Below are 24,760 nucleotides of genomic sequence, written 5' to 3' on the forward strand. Positions count from 1 at the left end.
GAAACATCCTCCCGTTTTTTATTACCGTTTATCTATTCGAGTCGTTAAACTATCACCAATCCACTGAATTAAAAATACAACTAGTAATACACAAATTGTCGCAACGATTGTTACATCGTTATTCCCTCTTTGGAATCCTTCTAAGTAAGCAAGTGTTCCAAGGCCACCAGCACCAACAACTCCCGCCATTGCTGTATAGCCTACTAAAGCAATTGTCGTAACAGTAATACCAGATACTAATGCTGGTAACGATTCTGGAATTAACACTTTCAAAATAATTGTGCTTGTTTTCGCTCCCATTGCTTTTGAAGCTTCAATTACACCTTTATCAATTTCGCGAAGTGCGATTTCAACCATTCTCGCGTAGAATGGTGCCGCTCCAATAATTAAAGCTGGCAATGCTGCACTTGCTCCAAGAATTGTTCCAAGAAGAATCTTTGTGAATGGGATTAATAAAATAATTAAAATGATGAATGGTATAGAACGGAATATATTTACGAATGCTCCAATCACCGTATTAATTGATTTGTTTTCCCATAAATTATCTTTCGCTGTCATGAAGAGTAACAATCCTAAAATTAGTCCTAAAACAAATGTCGCAAGAGCTGCGATTGCCGTCATATATAACGTTTCACCAGTTGCTTCTAACATTTGATTCCAATCAACATTTGCGAGTAACTTATCCATGTGCAATCACCTCCAGCTCTACTTGATCTTGATGAATTCCTTCTATTGCTTGCTGGATCGCTATTTCCTCACCATTTAAATGAACAACTAAACTACCGTAAGAACCGTTATTCGTTTGTGCGATATTCCCTTGCAAAATGCTAACTTCTATATCACTGCGTTGCATTAATCGTTGAAGCACTGGTCTTTCTACAGCCTCACCGATAAATTGCAAACGAATTACTTTTCCATCTGGATATTTTTCAATTAAACTTTCAATCGTTTCATTTGTATCTTCAGAATCTGTTAACTGCTGTACAAATCGTTTCGTAATATCTTGCTTCGGATTACGGAATACATCAAGTACTGGACCTGTTTCTACAATCTTTCCTCTCTCCATTACCGCCACTCGGTTACATATCTTTCGAATCACGTGCATCTCATGTGTAATGAGTACAATTGTTAAACCAAGGCGCTTATTAATGTCTAATAGTAAATCCAAAATTTGATCTGTCGTTTCTGGATCAAGAGCTGACGTTGCTTCATCACATAAAAGCACTTGTGGATTGTTAGCTAAAGCTCTTGCAATCCCGACGCGTTGCTTTTGTCCTCCGCTTAGCTGAGATGGGTACGCGTCTCCTCTCCCTTCTAATCCAACAAGATGAATTAATTCATCAACACGTTTTCTTCTCTTCGCTTTATCAACACCTGCAATTTCAAGTGGAAACTCTATATTTTCACGTACAGTTCGTGACCAAAGTAAGTTAAAGTGCTGAAAAATCATTCCGATTTCTTGCCTTGCCTTACGAAGTTCACTTCCTGTAATTGCTGATATAACACGATTGGCAATTGTAATTTGGCCAGAAGTCGGTTTCTCTAACTGATTAAACAATCTAATTAACGAACTTTTCCCAGCGCCGCTATATCCGATAACACCAAAGATTTCACCTTTGTCTATTTTTAAATTGGCGTTATCTACAGCAGTGACATCACCGCTTTTTGCTTTATATATTTTTTTTACATTTTCTAATAAGATCATGATGTTCACCCCTTTTTGTTTAGATCGACTCCGCAATTTTTTATGTTTAATGCGCGTAGTCCACCGTTATCACTACCTTTATTATTTGAATGTCCTCCACATTCAAACAATAAAAAAACCTTTCTGCTTTAGAGAAGCAGAAAGGTTTATGTGCGTATATAACAACATTATCCCTCTCTCTCATCTCTCAAAGCATTTGCTTTGCAGGAATTGGCACCATTTCAACATAAGTTGACGGTTGCCGGGCTTCACAGGGCACAGTCCCTCCACCTCTCTTGATAAGAGAAATCAGATTCAATTTTCGTCTGATTTGTAATTTATGAAATTGTCTATATTTTATGAATTGAATTGTATCAATATCTAAACACCATGTCAACAGAAATTTTCGTAAAAAATGAACCTTCAGAATTTTAAGCACCTACTGACATCGGTTTACATATATGAAACATCGATTCGACTAATAGCATCGTTCGATACGTTCCCGAATATTGTACACGTCCATCGTTCATTAACATTTGCAATCGTACATTGCCGTTTACCAATTGTTTTACATCTTCTTCATCTACACAAACGATTTGCTCCGTCCCTATTTCCTCATGTAGCAGTTCTATATAATCTCTTGAAATTTGTAACGAACAACTTTCATCTCCAAAGCGGAAATTAACAGTTTTTTCTTCTTTTCTTAAAAGCGGCTCTAAATGATATTGACCATTAGCGTAATTTACAAATGATTGAAGCAAAGAATATAATTTCACCTTAAATCACATCCTTCATATCACTTTCTATTACATACCATTCCCTCTCACTAAAGAGCAATCCTGTTATTTTCGCTCGACAAATACTGTATCCACCCTGCATCTCGACATATTTCCCAAGAAATATGTCGAGGCGGCAAAAATTTTGCCGCCTACTTTAATTCCGTATATAAATATTCAACCGAATGAAATGCGTATATCTTCTTCATCAGTGTCCCATTTTCAAAAACAAGTAAACAAGGTACACTTTCAATCCCATACTCTTTCGCTAAATGCGGAGCATAATTTAAATCTAACATCCCAATTTTGAGGCCTTCAATTGTCATCTCAACGACTGTTAACATCTTTTTTGCTAATTGGCATGTTCCACACATTGGAGTATATACATATAATACTGTTTTTTCTTCGTTCTCTATTAGGGCTGTAGCTTCGGCTCCTGTCCAATCAATCACTTCTATCATTCCTTACCGTAAATATTCTGTATAAACGTCAATGTCGGCTCCCCATAATACATTTGCTAAGTGTGTAGATGGCGCAGTTGCCACTTCTCGGTACGAGCGATCAATATAGATATGCTCGGCTTGCGGAAATTCTTTTCGAAATTGTTTCCTTAACTTTTCTCCAGCATCATCAGCATCCACTAGCACATACACTTCCTTATCAAAAAACTGATCAACGAGCTCATCCATTTTCGACAAACCAATTGTACCATTTGTACAAACAATTTCCACCGGTTCACGAATAATAGATTCAATCTTTCTTCTATCTGATGTACCTTCTACAATAATGACTTTTTCTACATAAATCATATGTCATCACCCGATCACCATATACTATATAACCTTGAACTTAGTATATAGTATATTCGTTATTTTCATGTTGTTTCCTGTTTATTTTTGCAAAAGAAAAGCGTAAGCGGCTCGTTCAGATTGTGAAGACTTATGAAACCTTACCACAAAACAGTTTTTCTCATAATAGCTTATTTATTTACATATAACTTGAATTTCATTATTTCACACAAAATAAAAAAAGACAGCACAAAGGCTGTCCTTTAGTCGACTAAATTAGTCTTGATTTGTCATTTCTGCATATTTTTCTGCAGTTAATAACTTCTCAACTTGGCTTGCATCAGAAAGTTCAACTTTAACCATCCATGCACCCTCGTATGGAGATTCGTTAACAAGTTCTGGTTGGTCACTTAATTCTTCGTTTACTGCTACAACTTTACCGCTTACAGGTGCGTATAACTCAGAAACTGTTTTAACAGATTCTACGCTTCCGAATGGCTCGTCAGCTTCGATTGTTGCACCTACTTCAGGAAGTTCAACGAATACGATATCGCCTAGCTCACCTTGTGCAAAGTGAGTGATACCGATAACAACTTCATTACCTTCAGTTTTTACCCATTCGTGTTCTTCAGAGTAACGTAAATTATTTGGAATGCTCATGACTGTACCTCCAGTGAATGTATTAATTATGTAAAAATACCTTATTGGTACTTTTTCCACACACTTTCAAACTGCTCTTCGTTAAAACCAAGTGTTACATTCGTTCCATCTGTTACAATTGGACGTTTAATCAACATGCCATCAGATGCTAAAAGCTCGTACATTTCGTCTTCGCTTGCATCTTTCAACTTATCTTTCAGACCAAGTTCACGGTAACGCATTCCACTTGTATTAAAGAATTTTTTTAATGGTAATTCACTTTTTTCATGTAAATTACGTAAATCTTCTTTTGATGGTGGATTTTCAACAATATGAATCATCTCATATGCTACATCGTTTGCCTCAAACCATTTCTTTGCCTTTTGACATGTGCCACACTTTGGATATGAATAAAATGTTACTGTCATAAATTCACCTACTTTTTTACTAACCTTTACCTTTATCATATAGAAAACGTTTTATTATTTCAAACCATTATTCGCTAAACTTTTACTTATTTCGTGATAATTTTTAATAATCCTGCGAATTTTTCTTATTTTTCCGCCATTTGTTAAGAAAAAAATAAATATATAAATTTTTTTAGATTCTGCACCAAACATATATCTTAAACAAGCGTTTGATTAATTCCACATTTTTCTTTCTTACGCCTTGAGCTGCATCGGTTTCTTCCTACCGAACATACAGCTTAAACAAACGTTTGATTAATTCTCCATTTTTCTTTCTTAACCCTTAAGTTACATCGGTTTCTTCCTACCGAACATACAGCTTAAACAAACGTTTATTTAAAAAAATAAGAAGCCTTGTTTACAGGCTCCCTCATCATCTATTCAAATAATCTGCGATGGTTTGAAATACGACGATATACATATTATGAATACTTTCTTCTGTATTTCCTCCATTAGATAAACCAATTGCCCATTGTTGCCCTTCACCACTTCCGATATTTGCAAAACCTTGCGTATACATCACATTTACATCTTTTCGTGCACTGTTATACTCTGTCCCTTTTGTAATAAAAATTGAATATGATTTATCTTGTAAACCGATAAAAAACACTGGTTTCTTTAGCGATGAAAATACATTTTTGTACTGCTCTGTTGAGGCTTCTTGAAAGTGATCTTTCATTATTAGAAAACCATCCACTTCCTTAGATTTCTTTTCCAGTGCCTCTAACTTCATTTCCTCAAACTTTACATTCCTAAACGTATCTTTCGGCTTTTCTCCAACAACTCCAATTACGAGTGCTCTTCCGTTATATTCTAATTTCTCTCCTTCTTTATCCTTTGCACACCCAGCACTGACTAGGCATATCAATATAAAAAATAAGAAATACGATAAACGCTTCATATAGCACCCTCCCCTTCTTTTTAGTCAAGTGACAAAAACGTAAGGTTAATTCAAGAAAATGTAAGTAAAATCGATAGCCCAATTCACGTTTCTATATTATAATCAATTGAATTTACTTACATTACTAAACATAGGAGATCAACATGAAGAAATTTAAACTTTCATCTTTTCTTCCGTTAAGTTATATACTTCTACTTGTACTCGTAAGTCCCCTTTACGACGTATTAAATAAATCGACTGTTCACGCAGTAGACGTTACAACTGTAGTAGATGATTGGATTCCATTTGTAAAAGCATTTATTATTCCTTATTTACTTTGGTTTCCATACTTATACGGCGCACTTATTTATTACTGCTTTGCTGACCGAAAGCAATATTATGTCACTTTAAGTAGTGTTATTTTTGGAAAGCTTGCTTGTTTTTCTATTTATTATTTTTGGCAAACAACTGTACCGCGTCCGACTGTCGTTGGAACAGATGTATTTTCTGAACTAGTTCGCTATATTTATAGTATCGATCAACCGGTAAACTGTTTCCCTAGCATTCACGTTCTTACTACATTTGTAATTATGTTAGCTGCCTTTAAGCGTAGAGAGCAACATGCTTTTGAATATTACATCCTTACTTTCTTCGGTACACTTATTATTTTATCAACGTTATTTACGAAGCAGCATGCCTTTGTAGATGTCGTTTCTGGAATGACGCTTGCAAGCATACTTTACTTCGGCGTTCAACTCTTATTGGCGAAAGAACCAATAAGAGTTCCAGTAAAACAAAATCATAGAATGTAACATGACAAAAAAGCAGACTGTGGCTTCTCAGTCTGCTTTTATCTATTATTAAGGAGATTTTCAATTTAAGATTGCGGTACAGTCATATCACCAGAATGAATACGACCTGCTTTTTTAAGAGCAATGTAAAGTATATAAGAAACAGCTACTGGAATAACGATATAAGTAATTACCATCGCTGGGAGAACTCCCCATCCTTGGCTGGAAATTAAATTAATTGGTGCGATAAGAGAACTTAATCCAAGACCTGCAATTTCCTTTCCTGCTTCCAGTTGGAAAATTAATGCGGATACTGGACCGACTATAGCACTGGCGACGACAGTTGGAACGAGAATCATTGGATTTTTAGTGATATTTGGCAACTGTACTTTCGGAGTACAAAGTGCTTGAGCTAATATGCCACCTAAATTGTTTTCTTTCGCTGAGATGACAGAGAATCCGATAAACTGAGCGACGCATCCGGCAAGAGCAGCACCACCTGCAACACCGTCTAAGCTAAGTGCAATTGCTAACGCAGCTGATGAAGCTGGAGAGATAAGTAATAGTCCCCAAACTACTGCAATGACGATAGAAGCGATAAACGGGCTACCAGCCGAGCTATCTTTAATAAAAGCTCCAACTGCGTTTAAAACAGGAGTAATATTATGAGCTAACCAAATACCAACTAAACCAGAGCCTAATATTGCCGCAAATGGAACGAGCATCATATCTAAAGCAGTTTTGCCGCTTAAACGTTTACCAATATATACAGCTAAAGTTGCTGTTAATAAAGCACCGATTGGCTCACCTGTTTTAATAATTAGACCTGCTTCAGTAATTGAAATGGATCCGGCACCAATTGCTCCAGCCGCCATAGCCGAGAAGATTACAAGGCCATTTGCACCGAGCATAAAAGCAATCCCGGCACCAATTGCTGGTGCCATAAGTGATTTTGCAACAACTCCGATTGTAATAAGTAATGGTATATCAACAATTCTTCCTATATTTTCGATCAGTAAACCAATTCCGAGGGATACGAAAATACCTTGTGCGATTCCAGCAGATGCTTTAAATACACGAGACATTATATATTCCTTCATTTGTTTCACCTTCTTCTATAAGTTAGTAACCAATTGTTTTCATATAATCACGTAAAATATCGTTTGATTTTGCGAATCGAGATTCTTCATCCTCTGTTAAATTGAGTTCTACAACTTCTCTTATACCGTCTCTAGTAATAATAGCTGGTACTCCTGTACAAATATCATATTCACCATACTCACCATCTAAAATGGCTGATACAGCAATGACACGGTGATCATCATTAAAGATCGAACTCGCAATATATGCTAGAGAATTTCCAATCCCGTAATAAGTAGTTCCTTTACGTTTATAAATTTCCCAGCCAGCTTTTGCAGTCTTCTCAACAATTTCATCTAAATCTATTTCACCAAATCGTTCTTTTTGTTCTTCTAAAATTTGCAGAATTGGCTTTCCACCAACAGTTACATGAGACCAAGCAACCATTTGAGAATCACCATGTTCTCCTAATGAATACCCATGAATACTACGAGGATCTACATGTAGCATTTCAGATAAAATTGTTCTTAAGCGAGAAGAATCTAGTGATGTACCAGTACCGATTACTCGATTTCTAGGTAATCCAGATAATTTCCACACTTCATATGTAATAATATCAACTGGGTTCGATGCAAGTAAGAAAATACCATCAAATCCACTTTCCATTACGCCGCCAACAACACTTTCCATAATCTTCGCACTCGCTCCTAAAGTATCTAAGCGACTTTGTCCAGGTTTTGGTGCTGGCCCTGCTGTAATAATAACAATGTCCATATCTTTGCAGTCTTCATAGCTTCCTGCATATACTTTTGTTCTTGTATTTGTAAAGTTAATGCAATGTGATAAATCCATCGCTTCCCCAACTGCACGTTCATGATTTATATCAATTAATAATAGCTCTTCGCAAATTCCTTGATTTACAATGGAATACGCACAACTTGATCCAACTAATCCAGTACCGATAATTGCAATTTTTCTTGTATGTCTTTTCATAGCAATCTCTCCTAATTGATCATATAATCTATTTCTTTTGCTCTTTACACTCCTAATTATAGAGGTTCCCACGATAGAAATCATGGATACTTTGTGAAGTATTGAACAAAGTATTTGTCCTTTTTGTGAATTGTTATATTCCATTTTCGTCATATTTGTTACAACTGGAAAAATATTCATTATGTATTCATTGACATATACAAAAAGAAAACGAGCGAATCCATTTTCGCTCGTTTTTTCATCCTATTATTCTGCACTTAACTGACTTTTCAATTGCTGCACAATCATCGGATTGGCAGGTGCTGCCGGTTTGTAATAACTCTTTTGCTTTGCATACTCATACATATTACGTTGGCGCGCCTCGTCTTGATTACGAATTTGAATTAACGTTTGATGTAACTGCTCATTATCAGACTGAGCAATATAATTTGCATAACTTGTTAAACTTGCATTTAATCCTGCTAAATAATCATTTACCATATCTTTTTCATTCATGTTCCGCTTCCTCCTATCCTAAAAAAGTCATTAATTGTTGCTTCGTATTTCGTGCATCTTGTGCATCCTTTTGTAGCATTTGTTTCAGTTGTGGATCTGTACACGTCTGTGCATACTGCTCCAACTTGTTAATAATTGTTGCATGTCCACCGATTAAATGACGTAAATTTTCTACTTCAAGCTCTGTTAAATTTTGCATGGAATACTCCTACCTTTCTTCTTTCATTCTTCTTTAGTATTCTGTTTTTTTCAAATCGTATTCATTAAAAAGTCTGCTAAATAATCATTTAACTAAAAAGAGCCTCTAAACGATTAGAGGCTCTTTCTACTTAAATTCCTTTCCGCTTCTTCAATCGCCCGTTGCATTTGTATTAACGGATTTTCAATCACTTTCCCATGTCCTGTCGCCAATAAAGACGGCTTATACTCCAGCAATTTCTGCGCGCTTGCTAATGAAACTTCTGCATCCCACGTACCAAACATAGGAAACGGGAAAAGCCACTTCAACTGTCCTGCTACCGCTAATCCTCCTCTCGTTTGAAATGCATCTCCAACAATGAGTGCATCATTTCTTGTGTCTAAAAACGCCATTGATCCCGGTGTATGACCTGGAGCTCCAATCGCTACAAGAGAACCAACTTTATCTCCCTCTTGAAGAAGAATATCTGGAATCGTATTTATCTGTTTTGACACTCCCACTTTTATTGGTGTATTTCGTTCTCCCTCTTGCAGTACCTTATCTCCTTCAAGTAAACATGCATCTCTTTTTGAAATATAGACCGGAACATCCGGCAGCACTTGTTTTATAACATCAAGCGCTCCTACATGGTCATCATGCGCATGTGTAATAACGATTTTCGTAATCGGTTTTCCTATTTTCCGAGCTGATTGTAAAATCTTCTTTGCACAAAACGGTAAAGCCGCATCAATTAAAGTTAATCCTGTCTCTTCTTCAACGAAGTAACAGTTAATTGGAAATAGACGCGGTAAAAATGCGATTTGATGAACTGTTCCTACACTTATTACCTTCATCTTCTTTACCTCCATAAAAAAGAGCTGTTTACACATACATATGTAAAACAGCTTTATTCAAGAATTCAGCAATAAAAAACCAGTAGCCAATCGGCTACTGGTTCTCTTTCATCTATTAAACTGTATAACGCTCATCTTCTAAAATTTTCGCAGCAATTTCACGTTTCTTCGGAATTACGTTAAGTGGTGTGTGGCGAGTTAATTTACGTAATGATGATAACATCATGCGCAGCATGTCGCCGTTTTCAACTGCGATAAGTGTTTCTTTCGCATCTGCTTCAATTTCGTTGAATGCTTCTTGGCAGAATACTTCAGTGTATAACACTTTTTGTTTATTCTTTTCAAGACCAGTTGTTTTAATTGCTTTTTCTGTACGAAGAACAGCTGATTCCATTGCATATAGGTTACTTACGATGTCAGCGATATTCACAAGAATTTCTTGCTCTTTATCTAATGCTTTACCGTATTTTTGAGCTGCTAATCCAGCTACCATTAAGCCGATTTTCTTCGCGTTACTTACTAAATACTTTTGAAGTGCTAATGGCTCATCGCCTACTTCTTCTGGCATCATCATCATTAACTCTTCTTGTAATTTTTGTGCTTTTTGAAGAAGTGGTAATTCACCTTTCATCGCTTTACGTAAGAACGTACCTGGTACGATTAGGCGGTTAATTTCATTCGTTCCTTCGAAAATACGGTTAATACGAGAATCGCGGTACATTCTTTCAATCTCGTACTCTGCCATAAATCCGTAACCACCGTGAATTTGAACACCTTCATCTACTGTATAATCTAGTACTTCAGAACCGAATACTTTATTTAAAGAGCACTCGATTGCATATTCAGCGATAGAAGCTGCTACTGCTTTACCGTCTTTTACTTCTTCTTCAGATAATGTGCTCATGCGGCTTTCGAATAAACCTACTGTACGATATACAGAACTTTCAGCTGCATATGTTTTTGCTGCCATATTCGCAAGTTTCTCTTGAATTAATGGGAAGCGAGCGATTGGTTGCTTGAACTGTTGACGTTGGTTTGCATATTGTGCTGAAATTTCTACTGCACGTTTCGCAGATCCAACTGTACCAACACCTAATTTATAACGGCCGATATTTAAAATGTTGAATGCGATAATATGACCTTTACCGATTTCACCAAGTAGGTTTTCTTTCGGTACTAATGCATCTTCTAAAATTAACGTACGAGTTGAAGAACATTTAATACCCATTTTCTTTTCTTCTGGGCTTGTAGATACGCCAGCATATTCTTTCTCTACGATAAATGCTGAGAAGTGCTCTCCATCAATTTTTGCATACACGATAAATACGTCAGCGAATGCAGAGTTTGTAATCCATTGTTTTTCACCATTTAATACATAATGTGTACCTTCTGCATTTAAACGTGCAGTTGTTTTTGCACCTAATGCGTCAGATCCTGAACCTGGCTCTGTTAATGCGTATGCAGCTAATTTCTCACCAGTTGCAAGTAATGGTAAATACTTTTTCTTTTGCTCTTCGTTACCGAATAATACGATTGGTAACGATCCGATACCTACGTGAGCACCGTGAGTAATTGCAAAGCCACCTGCGCGAGAGAATTTCTCTGCGATTAACGCTGAGCTTACTTTATCAAGGCCAATTCCTCCGTACTCTTCTGGTACATCAGCACCTAATAAACCAAGTTCTCCAGCTTCTTTTAACAGACGAACAGAACGATCAAACTCATGTTGCTCTAAATATTCAAGCTCTGGAAGAACTTCATTTACGATAAAGTCCTCTGTCGTTTTTGCAATCATTTTATGCTCAGATGAAAAATCTTCTGGCGTAAACACTTGATCAATCGTAATCTCATCTACTAAAAAGCTACCGCCTTTAACCGCATTTCCTACTGTTTTTTCCATGAAAATTTCCTCCTTCATATTTTCATGAGCAGCTTCTTTCAAAAAAGAAAGAAGCTGGCTCTCAATTTTATTTTTTATAAACCTTCGTTGCTTCCATTCTTTTTTTATAATCCAGTTCCAGTGGCTAAAACAGTCGGTCGTTTCACCCCTTCCTGTGAGGCAAAAAGCGCCTCTTCGTCAGGGCTTCCAACGCCCCCTGTTCTGAGCAAGCCGCTTCCACTTTTTTTATAGTCCAGTTCCAGTGGCTAGAATGTTCGGTGGCTTCGCTTCTTCCTACGAGGCAAAGAGCGCCTCTTCGTCTGAAGCTCCATCCCCCTCACATTCTGAGCAAGCCACTTTCACTTTTTTATAGTCCAGTTCCAGTGGCTAGAATGTTCGGTGGCTTCGCTTCTTCCTACGAGGCAAAGAGCGCCTCTTCGTCTGAAGCTCCATCCCCCTCACATTCTGAGCAAGCCGCTTCCACTTTTTTTATAGTAATTCAAATACTCCCGCTGCTCCCATTCCGCCACCGATACACATTGTTACGATACCGAATTGTTCGTTGCGGCGTTTCATTTCGTGAATAAGAGATAGTGTTAGTTTTGCTCCTGTACAGCCAAGTGGATGTCCAAGTGCGATTGCACCACCGTTTACGTTTACTTTTTCTTCATCTAAACCAAGTTCACGAATAACTTGGATTGATTGTGAAGCGAATGCTTCATTTAGTTCGAATAGGCCGATATCAGATAGCTCTAAACCAGCTAGTTTTAACGCTTTCGGAATTGCAGCGATTGGACCGATTCCCATTACTTCTGGTGGTACGCCAGCTACTGCAAATGAACGGAATTTCGCAAGTGGCTTCATACCATCACTTACTGCTTTTTCACGATCCATCAATAATACAGATGCTGCACCATCACTCATTTGTGAAGAGTTACCAGCTGTTACAGAACCGCGAACGTTAAATGCTGGACGTAATTTACCTAAGATGTCTAATGTCGTTTCTGCTCTTACACCTTCGTCTTGTGCGAAAGTGATTGTTTCTTCTTGTAATTTGTTGTTTGCTCCAACAGTACGTAACGTTACATCTACAGATACTGTTTCATCAGCAAAGTTCCCTGCCGCTAATGCTTTGGCAGCACGTTGATGACTTCTTACTGCGAATGCATCTTGCTCTTCACGAGAAATTCCATATTTCACAGCAACTTGCTCTGCTGTATGTCCCATACCCATATAATATTCTGGAGCTGCTTCTACAAGGCGACTATTCGGACGAACAACGTGTCCCATCATTGGAACTAAACTCATTGATTCCGCTCCACCTGATAATACAGCTTCAGAGTGACCAAGCATAATACGCTCTGCTCCGTAAGCGATACTTTGTAAACCTGAAGAACAGTAACGGTTAATCGTAATAGCTGGAACATCGTAAGAAAGTCCTGCTAATCCACCGATATTACGAGCCATATTTAAACCTTGCTCTGCTTCTGGCATCGCACAGCCGAAAATTAAATCGTCAATTGGTCCTTCATAATTCGCACGCTTTAACGTTTCCTTTACTACTAACGCCCCTAGATCGTCAGGACGAACTGTTTTTAATGAACCCCTCTTTGCTTTTCCAATTGGTGTTCTTGCTCCCGCAACAATGACAGCTTCTCTCATGAACGATATCTCCCCTCGTTATTAGTTACGTAATGGCTTTCCTTTTACAAGCATGTGCTGCATTCTTGCTTGTGATTTCATCTCACTTACTAAGCTAATAAATGCTTCACGTTCTACATCTAATAAATATTGCTCATCAACTTCTGTTCCGTACGGCACTTTTCCACCCGCAATGACATATGCAAGTTTCTTCGCAATGTGAAGATCATGTTCAGAAATGTAACCTGATAAATGCATTGCTTCTGCACCAAGTACAAGAGTTGCATATCCTGTTTCACCAACAACTGGTATCTTTTTACGAATCGGTGCTTTATAACCAGCTTCATATAAAGCAAGTGCTTTCTGTTTCGCATCATATAGTAAGTGATCACCATTCACACTAATACCGTCTTTATCGCCTAAGAAGTTGTTCGATACAGCTTCTTGGGCTGATGTAGAAACTTTCGCCATCGCTACAGATTCGAACACTTTATTCGCAACTTTTTGCAGGTCAAACTCTACACCATTTGGCATTTTATTTAAGTGTTTAATGTATAGCTCTTTATTACCGCCTCCGCCAGGAATTAAGCCAACACCAACTTCTACTAAGCCCATATACGTTTCACTAGAAGCTTGAATGCTAGCTGCTGGTAAGCAAACTTCTGTACCTCCGCCAAGCGTCATACCATATGGTGCTGCTACAACTGGCTTAGAAGAGTACTTAATTTTCGTCATTGCATCTTGGAAGTTTTTCACAACCAACTCAATTTCAAAGTAATTGTCGTCTTGTGCTTCCATTAAGATCATCGCTAAGTTCGCACCAACGCAGAAGTTCTTCGATTGGTTACCGATAACAAGACCTTTATAATTTTTTTCTACTTCATCAACAGCATAGTTAATCATTTGCGTAATATCCATACCGATTGCATTGCTCTTCGAATGGAATTCTAAGCAAAGGATGCCGTCGCCTAAATCAATTAAGCTCGCTCCGCTATTTTTCTTTAATACACCATTTTTCGCTTTTAATTGCTTAAGAGAAATTGCTTTTTTATTACGCTCGATTAGCTTATATTCGCCATTATCGTAATAGTAGCTATCGCCGTTATCATGTTTATAGAAAGTAGTGAAACCTTTCTCTAACATTTCTTTCACCCAAGTAGGAACAACTACGCCGTTTTCTTCCATCTTTTGAACAGATTTTTCAACACCGATTGCATCCCACACTTCAAATGGTCCTTGCTCCCAGCCGAAGCCCCACTTCATCGCTTGGTCAATTGCAACGATATCGTCAGCAATTTCTTTATGAAGTTTTGCAGAGTATAAAAGAGTTGGTGTAATGATGTTCCATAACAACTCTCCTGCACGATCTTTCGCGTATACAAGCGCTTTCAATTTATTCGCTAATCCTTTTTCTTGTTTACTTAACTCTACGGATGCAGCTTTTAATTTTTTACGCGCTTCGTATTCCATCGTTTTAGGGTTTAACTCTAAAATTTCTTTCCCTTGTTTTAAGAAGAAGCCTTGACCCGTTTTACTTCCAAGCCATTTTTTCTCAAGCATTTCATGCATGAAAGCTGGTACTTTAAATACATCACGCTCTTCTTCTTGCACATTTTCATATACGTTATTTGCAACGTGTACGAATGTATCTAAGCCGACAACATCTAATGTGCGGAACGTTGCGCTCTTCGGACGACCAATAAGTGGGCCTGTTACAGAATCAACTTCCCCAATACTATAGCCGCGTTTTACCATCTCTTGAAGAGTAACAAGTAAACCGTACGTACCGATGCGGTTTCCAATAAAGTTTGGTGTGTCTTTTGCGATAACAACGCCTTTTCCAAGAACGTCTTCGCCAAATAGTTTCATGAAGCTTAATACTTGTGGATCTGTTTCTTTCGTCGGTATTACCTCTAGAAGTTTTAAATATCGTGGTGGGTTAAAAAAGTGTGTGCCTAAGAAGTGTTTCTGGAAGTCGTCTGAACGACCTTCTGCCATTTTTTCAACTGAGATGCCTGACGTATTCGAGCTGACAATAGAACCCGGTTTACGAACAGCGTCTACTTTTTCAAATAATTTCTTTTTAATCTCTAAGTTTTCAACTACTACTTCAATAATCCAATCTACATCAGCTAGACGCTCAAGATCATCTTCTAAGTTACCTGCTTCAATCAGTGCTAGATTTCCTTTCACTGTCAGAGGAGCTGGTTTTTGCTTTAATAATTTTTGCACAGCCGTATTACTAAAACGATTTCTCACACTTTTATGTTCTAATGTAAGTCCCTTCGCTTCTTCTTCTTTCGTAAGCGCAGGTGGTACAATATCAAGCAATAATGTCGGAATACCAATATTAGCTAAGTGTGCCGCAATTCCCGAACCCATTACGCCTGAACCTAGAACAGCAGCCTTTTTAATTTGGAACATCCAATTCTCCCCCTATTCTTGAATGAATGCTCATTCAATTTTTCGACATAAGTCGCAATCAATGAGTGAGCCTCTACTAATAAATATATGATACTGTTTAAATTTTCGCAATATATTTATTGATAAAATTTTCTGAAATAAATATTTTTCTTTCATTTGGTTATGCTATACATGTGTATTTTCTTTGTTTAAATGCACTTTTCCTTTTTATAATCTGACGAAACTGGAGGAATATATATGGCAAAACTTAAGAAGAACCCTTCAAAGGCTGGAATTAGTGCAGCTAGTGTAACTGGAAACGCAGGTCCGCATAATCACGGTGTTGAAAAAGGACGCCAAGGTAACAACCAACAATATAAGAAGCATAATATGGGCGAAAAATAACGCTATATTTTTGGGCAGAGAACGTGGCATAATGATTAATGGCTGCTTTTTCTGCCCAATTTATTTGTACATATGGAAAACAAAAGAGGGACCGATGATGAAACGAACAATAGTTATGATTGTAATGATTGCTACACTATTTACAGGGATGATTTTCTTCTCTTATGCACAAAGGCAACAAGCTGTAAGAGTTAATCAACCTAACATTACTGGGCAATACGCCATTACAATCGATGCAGACACAGGTGAAATTTTGTATGGGAAACGTGAAGACGAACGCTCTTATCCGGCTAGTATAGCCAAAATGATGACAACCCTTCTTTTACTAGAGAATGTAAAAGAAGATGAAGAAATTACAGTTACAGAAAATGCAATTAAAACAGAAAGTCAAAGTAAGAAAATTAAACTTCGTGCTGGAGAAAAATTAAAACGTGATGAGGCATTAAAACTTATGCTTATCATTAGTGCAGATCCAATAGCTGAATCAATTGCAGAACATATCGCAGGATCAAAAAATGAATTTGTGAAAATGATGAATGCTAGAGCGAAGGAACTTGGTACAAAGCATGCGACTTTCAAGAACGCAAGTGGTGCTGATGCGATTGGAAATAAAGTATCACCATATGACATTGCTATGATTACGAAAGAAGCATTAAAGTATCCAGTTGTTTTAGAATATATGAATTCAACACGTACAACTCTACATACTTCAGAACGCTCTCCAAACATCGCAAACTATGGACGAGAAGAACTATATGACGATCCATATGCGATTGGAAGTAAAAGCGGTCTATCAGCACTTGGCAAATATACAGTCGTAACAGTCGATGAAAAAGATGGTAAACGCGTCATTAACGTCGTATTATCTTCTACTCGGGCGCAACTATATCCTGATACGAAGAAAATGGCACATTATGCATTTCAGCAATTAAAATAACCAAGGAGTATTTTCTCCTTGGTTATTTTTTAACCATACCTTTTAATACGAACGCAACGTTTGCTGGACGCTCTGCTAGACGACGCATGAAGTAGCCATACCAGTCGTTTCCATAAGGTACGTAAACACGCATTTTGTAACCTTCTTTTACTAGCTCAAGTTGACGCTCATTACGAATACCATATAACATTTGGAATTCAAATTGATCCCTTGGAATGTTGTGTTCTTCAGCAAGTTTTTTTGTATATTCAATAATCGCTTCATCATGTGAAGCAATCGCAGTATAATTTCCATTTAATAAGTGCATTTTAATAATCTTTTTATAATTGTCATCTACATCTTTCTTATCCGGGAATGCTACCTCTTCAGGTTCTTTATAAGCACCTTTTACAAGACGTAAATTAGGATTATACGCATTTAATTCTTCCATATCTTTTTCTGTACGATATAGGTAAGCTTGAATAACAGTACCAATATTATCGTATTCAGATTTTAATTGTTTAAAGATATCAATTGTTTTACCACAGCGTGTATAATCTTCCATATCAATTGTAACGAACACCCCATTTTCTTTTGCAGCTTCTAAAATACGGCGCATATTGTTCATTACGATTTCATCAGAGATATCTAATCCCATAGAAGTCATCTTTAAAGAAAGTTGCGAATCAAGACCTTCTCTTCCAATTGCACGGATCGCTTCAATCGATTGGTTAGCCATTTCATTTGCTTCTGCTTCATTATCAACGAATTCCCCTAAATAATCGATTGTTACACAAAGTCCTTGCTTGTTCAATTGTTTAATAGCTGCTGTCGCTAATTCAATTGTCTCCCCTGCGACAAAGCGACCTGCACCAAAGCGTAAACCGTACTTTTTAGCCAGTTTTGTTAGCGCTTTATTTTTAGATAAGAAAAGAAACGAATTTCGCATTAATTGTTCCATGTAATTCACCCCTATGACTGTAATTTATCTGTTTTTTACCCCTCTTCAAAATTATATCATTGTTTAAAATTATTGGATACAAATAATTATTTAGATAATTTATAAAATACTATAAAAACATTTAAAAACCTATATTCTCGCATACAAATATGAAGGGAATATTTTTCGACATTTAGAAAAAATGGGTTTACTAGGGCAAAAATAGGCATACCGAAAATATTCGACATGCCTATAAAATCCTTTATATTCCATGTAAATTATATAAGGATATTAATACAGAAAACTTACGATTATATTTCCCTCAAGTTTTTTTATTGCTCATTTCCTTCTCTTCATTCAGCCTTTTAATATCTGTAATTAACTGCACCATCTCTTCTTTCGCATCTGGATATGTCTCATTCCAATGCTTTACTAAAGCTGGCATTGTCTTCGCTATGTAAGAATAAAGCGCCCACTTCTGCACCTGCTCTTTTCTCTCTTCATTGCTCTCTCCAAGTAATAGTTCCGTGTATTTCTCTAACAACCCGTCAAATTGTTCATTAAACTTTTCACTCATCTTATTTACCTCCTATATGAAAAAAGCAGCGAAGATCGCTGCTTTTTCTTATAATTTTGATCGAACAGAGTTTAATTTTTTCTCCATTGTGCTTACTTTATCACGACGATCATCAATACGAATAGTTGTTGCAACACGCTGTGCACCTTTCGTATATGGAACTTCATGCATTTGTTGAATTACTTCTAGAATGACAGGAAGATCTCCTTCAATAATTGTATTCATCGGTGTTAATTGATACTTCACACGATCCGCATTTTTCTCTAGCACCTTTTGTACTTCTGCTACATATTCACTAACACTTGGATTACCTGTTCCTACTGGAATAATCGATACATCAACAATTGCCATAGTAGTCTTCCTCCTATAATCGTTTCTTATATATCCATTGTCTATTTTACCGAAATCCTCTTCATTTTACTAATATGTTACTCTTCCACTTTAAACTGCTCGACTAATCTTTCTAAATCTCTCATATGTTCTGTCAAACTTTCCATCGTGTGAGCTACCTTTTCTAAATGATTCACCTGTGATTCCGTTGCAGCATGTACCTCTTCAGAAACAGCTGCACTTTCTTGACTCGTACCAGCAATTGTATGCATTACCGCTGTAATTTCCCCTTGCTCGTAACCTATGTTATGTACCTCTGCTACAATTTTTTCAACTGAAGTACTAATCGTATTTACAACTGACATAATTGTCCGGAACTCTATTTCCGCCTCTGTCGTCACTTTATTTTGCACATCTGCAATATCTTTCAATTTACTTACAACTTCTACAACTCTTTTTACTTCTACTTGCACATCACCAATCATCGTTGTGATTTCTCCAGTTGCCTCTTTTGATTGTTCCGCTAATTTACGAACCTCCTCAGCAACAACCGCAAATCCCTTACCTTGCTCACCTGCACGGGCAGCTTCAATCGAAGCATTTAAAGCAAGTAAATTTGTTTGATCCGAAATACCTTTTATAAGCTCAACCACATTTTGAATAGATCCAACTCTTTGTTCTAACTTACCCGATGCTTCTTCTGTATGAACAACAATTGAAGATGATTGTCCCCTCGTACGGATTAAATTCCTCATTGTATTTAATCCTTGCTTAGATGCCTCTTCCGCTTTGCCAGCCACTCCTTTTATTTCATCAACAGAGCTGTTCATTTGTTCCACTGACTCCGCCATATTTTCGAGCTGAGCTGAAACTTCATCCACACTATTCGCAAGAGTAGAAGCTCCTCCGCTCACATCATCCATTGCTCCTGACACTTCTCTACTAGCTGCTACTGTTTCGTTCGTTAAATAATGTAAACTATTCGTTGATTGTTGCACCGTTGATACGCTGTTTTTAATTTTACTTACCATTTCATTCATTTGTTCAACCATATCATTAAAGTGCTTAGTCAACTCTCCAACTTCATCTTTACTTGTCACTTTCATTCGCAGCGTTAAATCGCCTTCTGCTACTTTTTGCACGTGATTCTTTAATAGTTGCAGTGGTCTTGCTAATCTTCTTGAGAACAAGTAGGAAGCTACGATTCCAACTAATAAACTAATACATGCCATTATAATAACTGTATTTCTTGTACTATTTAATAGCCCATCGATCGTTTCTTTCGGATAAAAGATTCCTATCGTCCATTTCATCGTATCAAATGATTGACTATAAACAACTACATCTTCACCTTTTATTGTAGTGACCGCATATTTTGTTACCTCTTTATTTAAGCTCTTTATAAGTGGCTCTTTAGAAACATCTTTCCCTATCTTTTCTGGATAAACAAGAGCCATATTTTTATCATTTATAATAAACATTTCTCCGTCATTATTGTATTGAATATTGTGAAGCAACTTCTGAATCGTCCCAAGCGATACATCCATCGCAACAACACCTAATACAGACCCATCTTGAGCTGTAATTGCTTTAGAAACACCTACACTTAACTTTCCTGTTGCAATTTCATAAGAAGGTTGTCCCCAGTGGACCTTTTTTACATCAGCCTCTGAATCTTTATACCATGGTCTTGTCGTTGGATCGTATCCTTCTGGCACTTGCCCACCTTCAGCAAGATTGGCACTTAATGTTTTTTTATCTTTCGTACCAATATATAAATCTAAAATACCAGGATGATTCTTTTTATACTCTGCAAACTCTTTCGTTAAAAAAGCTTCCTCTTCTGGAGTAACCCCACCTTGAAGCATATTACGAATCATCTCACTGTTCGCATAATACCCCATATCTTCATCCGTTCTTTGAACAAATGTCGTAAGTTGCTCTGTCACAAGATCCATCGCATTTTGAGAATACTCGTCTAAGGAACGCACTTCCTTTTCTTTCTGTAATTGATACACAGCTGTACCCAATATTACGAACATCATAGAAATAAGTACTGAAAACACTACCGCAATTTTTAAACGTAAACTTCTTAACATCTTCCCCCTAGCATCCCCTTCGCATTAAACTAAAATCTTATTAATCATTATATTAAGTATAATGGATAAAATTAAAAAATTGAAATTAATTCTCACCTTAATACAATTAGAAAACGGACTACCACTTGTGCAAAAACAAATAGTTCATTATCCTTAAAATATAATCTCATTCGTTCGGAGGTAACTATGTTACAAAAATTCGGTTTCTCACAATATGAAAGCCAAGCTTATGAAGTTGTCGTATCAAGCAATGAACCATTAGATGCTACAACAATTGTGAAGCATTCAGGTGTTCCAAAAGCAAAAATATATGAAGTGCTAGCACGCCTAATCGATAAAGGAATGGTAATGGATTCTGTTTCAGAAAAGAAAAAATTGTATACAGCATTACCACTAAAGCTAGCAATTGAAAAATTAACGACAGAATTCCAATCAAATATTAAAGAACTGGAAACAAATATATCAAAAAAATCTTTTACAGATGACCGTGTGTGGAGCTTAAAAATGCAATCTTCTATTCGAGTTCAAAGTAAAGAACTCATTGAAAGTGCAAAAGAATCAATCCGTATTTCAGCTTGGAATGATACTCTTTTAGAATATCTCCCTTTACTAGAACAAAAAGCAAAACAAGGTGTTAAAATTGAATCCCTTATTGTTGGAGAAGTAGAAACAGACTTAGAAAACATGCATTTTCTAATCCCAGCTGAAGAACCTAATGCATTAGAGCGCTATTTGCTACTCATCGTTGACGATCGTGAAATTTTATTTGCTGGCGTAGAACAAGAGTCATGGCAAGCGATGAAAACAATGTCACAACCATTCGTAAAGTTCTTTACAGAATTTTTCTATCACGACGTTGCACTTGCAAAGATTACCCAGAAACACCATGACCTCTTTATGGAAGATGAGGAAATTAAGAGTTTGTTAATGAAATTAAGATACTAATTAAATAATAAAAAGGAGTCTAGTTTTTCACTTAGACTCCTTTTCGTTTTGTTCCTTTATCTCCATCAACAGCTCAATGATTTTCTCATTTTGCTCTACCTGTTTCTCTGAATTTTTATAGATGAAACGAACCCATCTAAGTGCAAGAATAATAAGAAACAACGGAAGTATCGAAATTAGAAGACCAATAATTGAAAAATTCGTATACATATACCTCACCTCGCTATACACCCTTTCTCCATTTCTCTACTAAAACCTGCAATTTTTTACAAATAAAAAAAGAACCTATCAAACGATAGATTCTTCTTTCGCAAACTGAGTAGAGCGTCCTCTCGTAATCGAGAAAATCGCGCAAAGCAGTGCTAATATAATAAAGCCACCGCCTACCCAAGCGTTATATATAACAGATGATTTTTCAATAACAACTCCACCTACTGTTGAACCGAGTGCAATTCCTAAATGAAGCGCAGAGTTATTTAAACCTTGCTGAATACCAGCTGATTCCGGTGCAATTTCAATTAAATAATTTTGCTGTGCTGGTGAAATCGCCCAGCTCAGCATACTCCAAAGTCCCATCATAATGATGAAGAGCGGGAATGAGAATGTCATTAATGGCAACATGAAGATTGCACATGCAAATACGATAATAATCGAGATAATACTTTTCTTCGACCCCCATTTATCAGCAAGCCATCCACCAAATCCGCCGCCAATTACTGCTGCGATTCCGAAAATGAAGTAAAACACACTAATCCAGTTTGCTTCAACATGCATGACATCCTTTAAGAAAGGCGTTAAATATGCATATAGTGTTAAATGACCCGTTAAAAATAAAAAGGATGTTAACTGTGCACTTACAATTTTTTTATCTTTTAAAGTAGCAAGTTGTTCTTTTATTGATAATACCGATGTCGGTGGTACTTTCGTTAAGAACAATGAAATACAAGCAATAGCCATAACTGTTAATATCGAAATTAATACAAATGGCGCACGCCATCCGTATGCATTTCCGAGCACAAGACCGAGCGGTACTCCAAGTACGAGTGATCCGCTAATCCCCATAAAAATGATTCCAATTGCACGCGCACGAAAATGCGGTTCCACTACACTAGAAGCAAGTGTTACCGATAGTGCAATAATTAATGAACCACTTGCCGCACAAATAACCCTTGAGAACATTAACATTCCGTAATTTACACTAAATGCCGAAATGATATTTCCGATTAAGAAAATCGATAATGCTCCAACATACAATGTTTTTCTTTCAAACTTCCCTGTCACAGCTAATAAAACTGGACCTGACAAAGCAAATACTACCGAAAATATTGTGATAAGCTGACCAGCTGCGCTAATAGATACTCCTAAATCATTGGCAACTAAATCGAGCGTTCCTCCTATAATTAACTCAACCGTTCCGACTACGAAAGCCGCGATAGCTAAAATATAAACACGAAAATTCAAGTCTTTCCCCACGCTTTCTATTTTGGTTACTACGACTATAGTAACCAAAATAGAAAGTGGACGCAAGTATAATTTTTTTGCAGTAAAAAAGGTAGGCGTATTATACGCCTACCCTTCCATCATTCTGTTTCTTTCTTCTTATTCAAGTACCAATACACCGGAAGTCCCGTAAATACAATTCCAATTGATAAAAAACAACTTACTGGATCGTTAATAATCGCACTACCGATTACAAAAAGTGAACCTAAAATCGCAACAATTGGTACGATTGGGAATAACGGTACACTATATGCACGCTCTTTATTCTTATTACGTTTTCTTAAAATGAAGACACCAATAAACGTCATCACATAGAAAATATAAATAATGAATACGGAAATCTCAGATAGCTTATTTGGATCACTAATAATCATTAAAATAATTCCTAAAATGATTTCAACAGTAATCGCATTTGCTGGTGTTTTAAATCTTGGACTTTCCTTTGCAATAAACTTAGCAAATGGAAGTTGTCCACGTTCTGCCATCGACATCGGGATACGTGGGAACGTTAAAATCTTTCCATTTAAACAACCGAAAATAGAAACGATAATACCGATACTAATAATTTTCCCGCCATATTCTCCAAGTAGCATGCCGGCAGCTGTCGCTGTTGCATTTTCTCCAAGGTCTACAATTTTCGCTGCTGGTAATACATTTAATAACGCCAAGTTAATTAATACGTATGCAGCTGTTACAATTAAAATCCCAACTGTCATTGCTTTCGGTAATAACTTTGTTGGATTCTTCATTTCCCCGCCAATTGAAGCAAGTAAAATCCAGCCGTCATAAGCAAATAACGTTGCTAAAATTGCCATACCGATACTTTGATTTTCCGATATCGGCACAACTACGTTAAAGATATCGCTATTCCCTTTCCAAAAACCTAGCACAACAATTAACACAATCGGAATCATCTTCCCAATTGTCGTGATTGTTTGAACGATACCTCCGTATTTTGTTCCCATACTATTTACAACGCCAAGGAACACAACCGTTCCAATTGCGATTGGTAAATTCCATGCTTTATCTAAATAGAAAAAATTAATCATTAAAGAACTAAAGTATAAGCCTAATGTTCCGATAATAGCAGGTCCATAAACAATTGTTTGCATCCAACCTGATAAATATCCCCAAAAACTTCCGTAAATCTCCTCTAAATACGTATACAAACCACCATTTTTCGGGATTTGCGCTCCAATTTCAGCTACTGTTAAACCACTCGCTAGCGTCAATAGACCACCAATTACCCAAGCAAGAATGGCCATATTAGAACTTCCCGAGTAATCTAATACGCTCCCTGGCTTCATGAACACACCAGATCCAATAATCGTTCCTACTACGATAGAAAGTGCTACTGTTAAACCAATTTTGTTCTTCTCATCATGATGCATGCTGCGTATCCTCCTTCCAATCCTAGTGTGATGCAAAAATGAAATAAAAAAACACTCCTCCCTAAAAAAGGGACGAGTGTTGTATTCGTGGTTCCACCCTTGTTTCAAT

27 protein-coding genes, 1 riboswitch and 1 other annotated feature (1 of these 29 running past the window's edge) are annotated in these 24,760 nt (G+C 36.9%); of the genes, 4 read left to right on the top strand and 23 right to left on the bottom strand.

What is annotated here, in order from left to right; all coding sequences use genetic code 11:
• Positions 1-21 precede the first annotated feature (21 nt).
• The 8 genes from AXW78_RS24065 to AXW78_RS24100 form a co-directional block, all read right to left on the bottom strand.
• The gene (locus AXW78_RS24065; RefSeq protein ID WP_000359401.1) at positions 22-687 is read right to left on the bottom strand and encodes a methionine ABC transporter permease; all 666 of its coding nucleotides are present in this window, start codon (positions 685-687) and stop codon (positions 22-24) included.
• Entirely contained in the window at positions 680-1,705 is a 1,026-nt protein-coding gene (locus AXW78_RS24070) for a methionine ABC transporter ATP-binding protein (protein ID WP_000601761.1), read from the bottom strand. Before AXW78_RS24070 ends, AXW78_RS24065 begins: the two co-directional genes overlap by 8 nt.
• A 177-nt stretch (positions 1,706-1,882) precedes the next feature.
• Positions 1,883-1,990, bottom strand: a riboswitch (SAM riboswitch).
• Positions 1,991-2,115: 125 nt separating this feature from the next.
• The gene (locus AXW78_RS24075) at positions 2,116-2,460 is read right to left on the bottom strand and encodes a hypothetical protein (protein WP_000781210.1); all 345 of its coding nucleotides are present in this window, start codon (positions 2,458-2,460) and stop codon (positions 2,116-2,118) included.
• A 152-nt stretch (positions 2,461-2,612) separates the two neighbouring features.
• Positions 2,613-2,921 (bottom strand): thioredoxin family protein, encoded by a 309-nt coding sequence (locus AXW78_RS24080; RefSeq protein WP_002025020.1) that lies wholly within the window; start codon positions 2,919-2,921, stop codon positions 2,613-2,615.
• A gap of 3 nt (positions 2,922-2,924) precedes the next feature.
• Complete coding sequence (locus AXW78_RS24085) at positions 2,925-3,269, bottom strand: toprim domain-containing protein (RefSeq protein ID WP_000640870.1); 345 nt, start codon at positions 3,267-3,269, stop codon at positions 2,925-2,927.
• Between the two features lie 255 nt (positions 3,270-3,524).
• Positions 3,525-3,908 carry a glycine cleavage system protein GcvH gene (gene gcvH, locus AXW78_RS24090; RefSeq protein WP_000026896.1) on the bottom strand — a complete coding sequence of 128 codons (384 nt, stop codon included), beginning with the start codon at positions 3,906-3,908 and terminating at the stop codon, positions 3,525-3,527.
• A gap of 41 nt (positions 3,909-3,949) precedes the next feature.
• Complete coding sequence (locus AXW78_RS24095) at positions 3,950-4,315, bottom strand: arsenate reductase family protein (RefSeq protein WP_000218968.1); 366 nt, start codon at positions 4,313-4,315, stop codon at positions 3,950-3,952.
• A gap of 412 nt (positions 4,316-4,727) precedes the next feature.
• Positions 4,728-5,255, bottom strand: coding sequence for a hypothetical protein (locus AXW78_RS24100; protein WP_000826885.1), 528 nt, complete (start codon positions 5,253-5,255; stop codon positions 4,728-4,730).
• A gap of 143 nt (positions 5,256-5,398) precedes the next feature.
• Here AXW78_RS24100 and AXW78_RS24105 point away from each other — a divergent pair, with 143 nt between their 5' ends.
• On the top strand, positions 5,399-6,046 hold the full coding sequence (locus tag AXW78_RS24105; RefSeq protein ID WP_061884719.1) for a phosphatase PAP2 family protein: 648 nt from the start codon (positions 5,399-5,401) through the stop codon (positions 6,044-6,046).
• 65 nt (positions 6,047-6,111) lie between these two features.
• On the opposite strand, the gene AXW78_RS24110 is transcribed toward AXW78_RS24105, so the two are convergent.
• The 8 genes from AXW78_RS24110 to AXW78_RS24145 form a co-directional block, all read right to left on the bottom strand.
• Complete coding sequence (locus AXW78_RS24110; protein ID WP_061884720.1) at positions 6,112-7,125, bottom strand: PTS sugar transporter subunit IIC; 1,014 nt, start codon at positions 7,123-7,125, stop codon at positions 6,112-6,114.
• A gap of 22 nt (positions 7,126-7,147) precedes the next feature.
• Positions 7,148-8,098 carry an L-lactate dehydrogenase gene (locus AXW78_RS24115; RefSeq protein ID WP_000820650.1) on the bottom strand — a complete coding sequence of 317 codons (951 nt, stop codon included), beginning with the start codon at positions 8,096-8,098 and terminating at the stop codon, positions 7,148-7,150.
• A gap of 246 nt (positions 8,099-8,344) precedes the next feature.
• Complete coding sequence (locus AXW78_RS24120; protein ID WP_001002981.1) at positions 8,345-8,593, bottom strand: spore coat protein; 249 nt, start codon at positions 8,591-8,593, stop codon at positions 8,345-8,347.
• Between the two features lie 13 nt (positions 8,594-8,606).
• Positions 8,607-8,792, bottom strand: coding sequence for a hypothetical protein (locus AXW78_RS24125; protein ID WP_001180555.1), 186 nt, complete (start codon positions 8,790-8,792; stop codon positions 8,607-8,609).
• Between the two features lie 113 nt (positions 8,793-8,905).
• A complete protein-coding gene (locus tag AXW78_RS24130) occupies positions 8,906-9,625 on the bottom strand; it encodes an MBL fold metallo-hydrolase (RefSeq protein ID WP_046946679.1) in 720 nt (239 codons plus the stop codon).
• Between the two features lie 115 nt (positions 9,626-9,740).
• Positions 9,741-11,543: an acyl-CoA dehydrogenase FadE gene (locus AXW78_RS24135; protein ID WP_116777410.1), complete on the bottom strand. Its 1,803-nt coding sequence runs from the start codon at positions 11,541-11,543 to the stop codon at positions 9,741-9,743.
• Positions 11,544-11,993: 450 nt separating this feature from the next.
• Entirely contained in the window at positions 11,994-13,166 is a 1,173-nt protein-coding gene (locus AXW78_RS24140) for an acetyl-CoA C-acetyltransferase (protein WP_001206335.1), read from the bottom strand.
• Positions 13,167-13,187: 21 nt separating this feature from the next.
• Positions 13,188-15,569, bottom strand: a complete 2,382-nt coding sequence (locus tag AXW78_RS24145) for a 3-hydroxyacyl-CoA dehydrogenase/enoyl-CoA hydratase family protein (protein WP_000486395.1) — start codon at positions 15,567-15,569, stop codon at positions 13,188-13,190.
• A gap of 237 nt (positions 15,570-15,806) precedes the next feature.
• Here AXW78_RS24145 and AXW78_RS24150 point away from each other — a divergent pair, with 237 nt between their 5' ends.
• Both AXW78_RS24150 and AXW78_RS24155 read left to right on the top strand, forming a co-directional pair.
• Positions 15,807-15,953 (top strand): YuzL family protein, encoded by a 147-nt coding sequence (locus AXW78_RS24150; protein ID WP_001096344.1) that lies wholly within the window; start codon positions 15,807-15,809, stop codon positions 15,951-15,953.
• A 97-nt stretch (positions 15,954-16,050) separates the two neighbouring features.
• The gene (locus AXW78_RS24155; protein ID WP_000831481.1) at positions 16,051-16,890 is read left to right on the top strand and encodes a D-alanyl-D-alanine carboxypeptidase family protein; all 840 of its coding nucleotides are present in this window, start codon (positions 16,051-16,053) and stop codon (positions 16,888-16,890) included.
• A gap of 22 nt (positions 16,891-16,912) precedes the next feature.
• Here AXW78_RS24155 and AXW78_RS24160 read toward each other — a convergent pair whose 3' ends face one another.
• The 4 genes from AXW78_RS24160 to AXW78_RS24175 form a co-directional block, all read right to left on the bottom strand.
• A complete protein-coding gene (locus AXW78_RS24160) occupies positions 16,913-17,830 on the bottom strand; it encodes a proline dehydrogenase family protein (protein WP_000436776.1) in 918 nt (305 codons plus the stop codon).
• Between the two features lie 301 nt (positions 17,831-18,131).
• The gene (locus AXW78_RS24165) at positions 18,132-18,386 is read right to left on the bottom strand and encodes a YusU family protein (RefSeq protein WP_061884721.1); all 255 of its coding nucleotides are present in this window, start codon (positions 18,384-18,386) and stop codon (positions 18,132-18,134) included.
• A gap of 48 nt (positions 18,387-18,434) precedes the next feature.
• Positions 18,435-18,737 carry an MTH1187 family thiamine-binding protein gene (locus tag AXW78_RS24170; protein ID WP_001018860.1) on the bottom strand — a complete coding sequence of 101 codons (303 nt, stop codon included), beginning with the start codon at positions 18,735-18,737 and terminating at the stop codon, positions 18,435-18,437.
• A gap of 77 nt (positions 18,738-18,814) precedes the next feature.
• Positions 18,815-20,815, bottom strand: coding sequence for a methyl-accepting chemotaxis protein (locus AXW78_RS24175; protein WP_000946366.1), 2,001 nt, complete (start codon positions 20,813-20,815; stop codon positions 18,815-18,817).
• Between the two features lie 186 nt (positions 20,816-21,001).
• On the opposite strand from AXW78_RS24175, the gene AXW78_RS24180 reads away from it, so the two are divergent.
• Entirely contained in the window at positions 21,002-21,760 is a 759-nt protein-coding gene (locus AXW78_RS24180; protein ID WP_061884722.1) for a TrmB family transcriptional regulator, read from the top strand.
• A 27-nt stretch (positions 21,761-21,787) separates the two neighbouring features.
• On the opposite strand, the gene AXW78_RS24185 is transcribed toward AXW78_RS24180, so the two are convergent.
• From AXW78_RS24185 to AXW78_RS24195, 3 genes are all read right to left on the bottom strand, one after another.
• The gene (locus tag AXW78_RS24185) at positions 21,788-21,970 is read right to left on the bottom strand and encodes a hypothetical protein (RefSeq protein ID WP_000288469.1); all 183 of its coding nucleotides are present in this window, start codon (positions 21,968-21,970) and stop codon (positions 21,788-21,790) included.
• A gap of 78 nt (positions 21,971-22,048) precedes the next feature.
• Positions 22,049-23,233, bottom strand: a complete 1,185-nt coding sequence (locus tag AXW78_RS24190; RefSeq protein WP_116777671.1) for an MFS transporter — start codon at positions 23,231-23,233, stop codon at positions 22,049-22,051.
• A gap of 107 nt (positions 23,234-23,340) precedes the next feature.
• The gene (locus tag AXW78_RS24195; protein WP_000546304.1) at positions 23,341-24,651 is read right to left on the bottom strand and encodes an APC family permease; all 1,311 of its coding nucleotides are present in this window, start codon (positions 24,649-24,651) and stop codon (positions 23,341-23,343) included.
• A gap of 65 nt (positions 24,652-24,716) precedes the next feature.
• Positions 24,717-24,760 (bottom strand) — a binding site (T-box leader) (it continues 193 nt past the right edge of the window).

This window comes from Bacillus thuringiensis (genome assembly GCF_001595725.1).
GTDB lineage: Bacteria > Bacillota > Bacilli > Bacillales > Bacillaceae_G > Bacillus_A > Bacillus_A thuringiensis_K.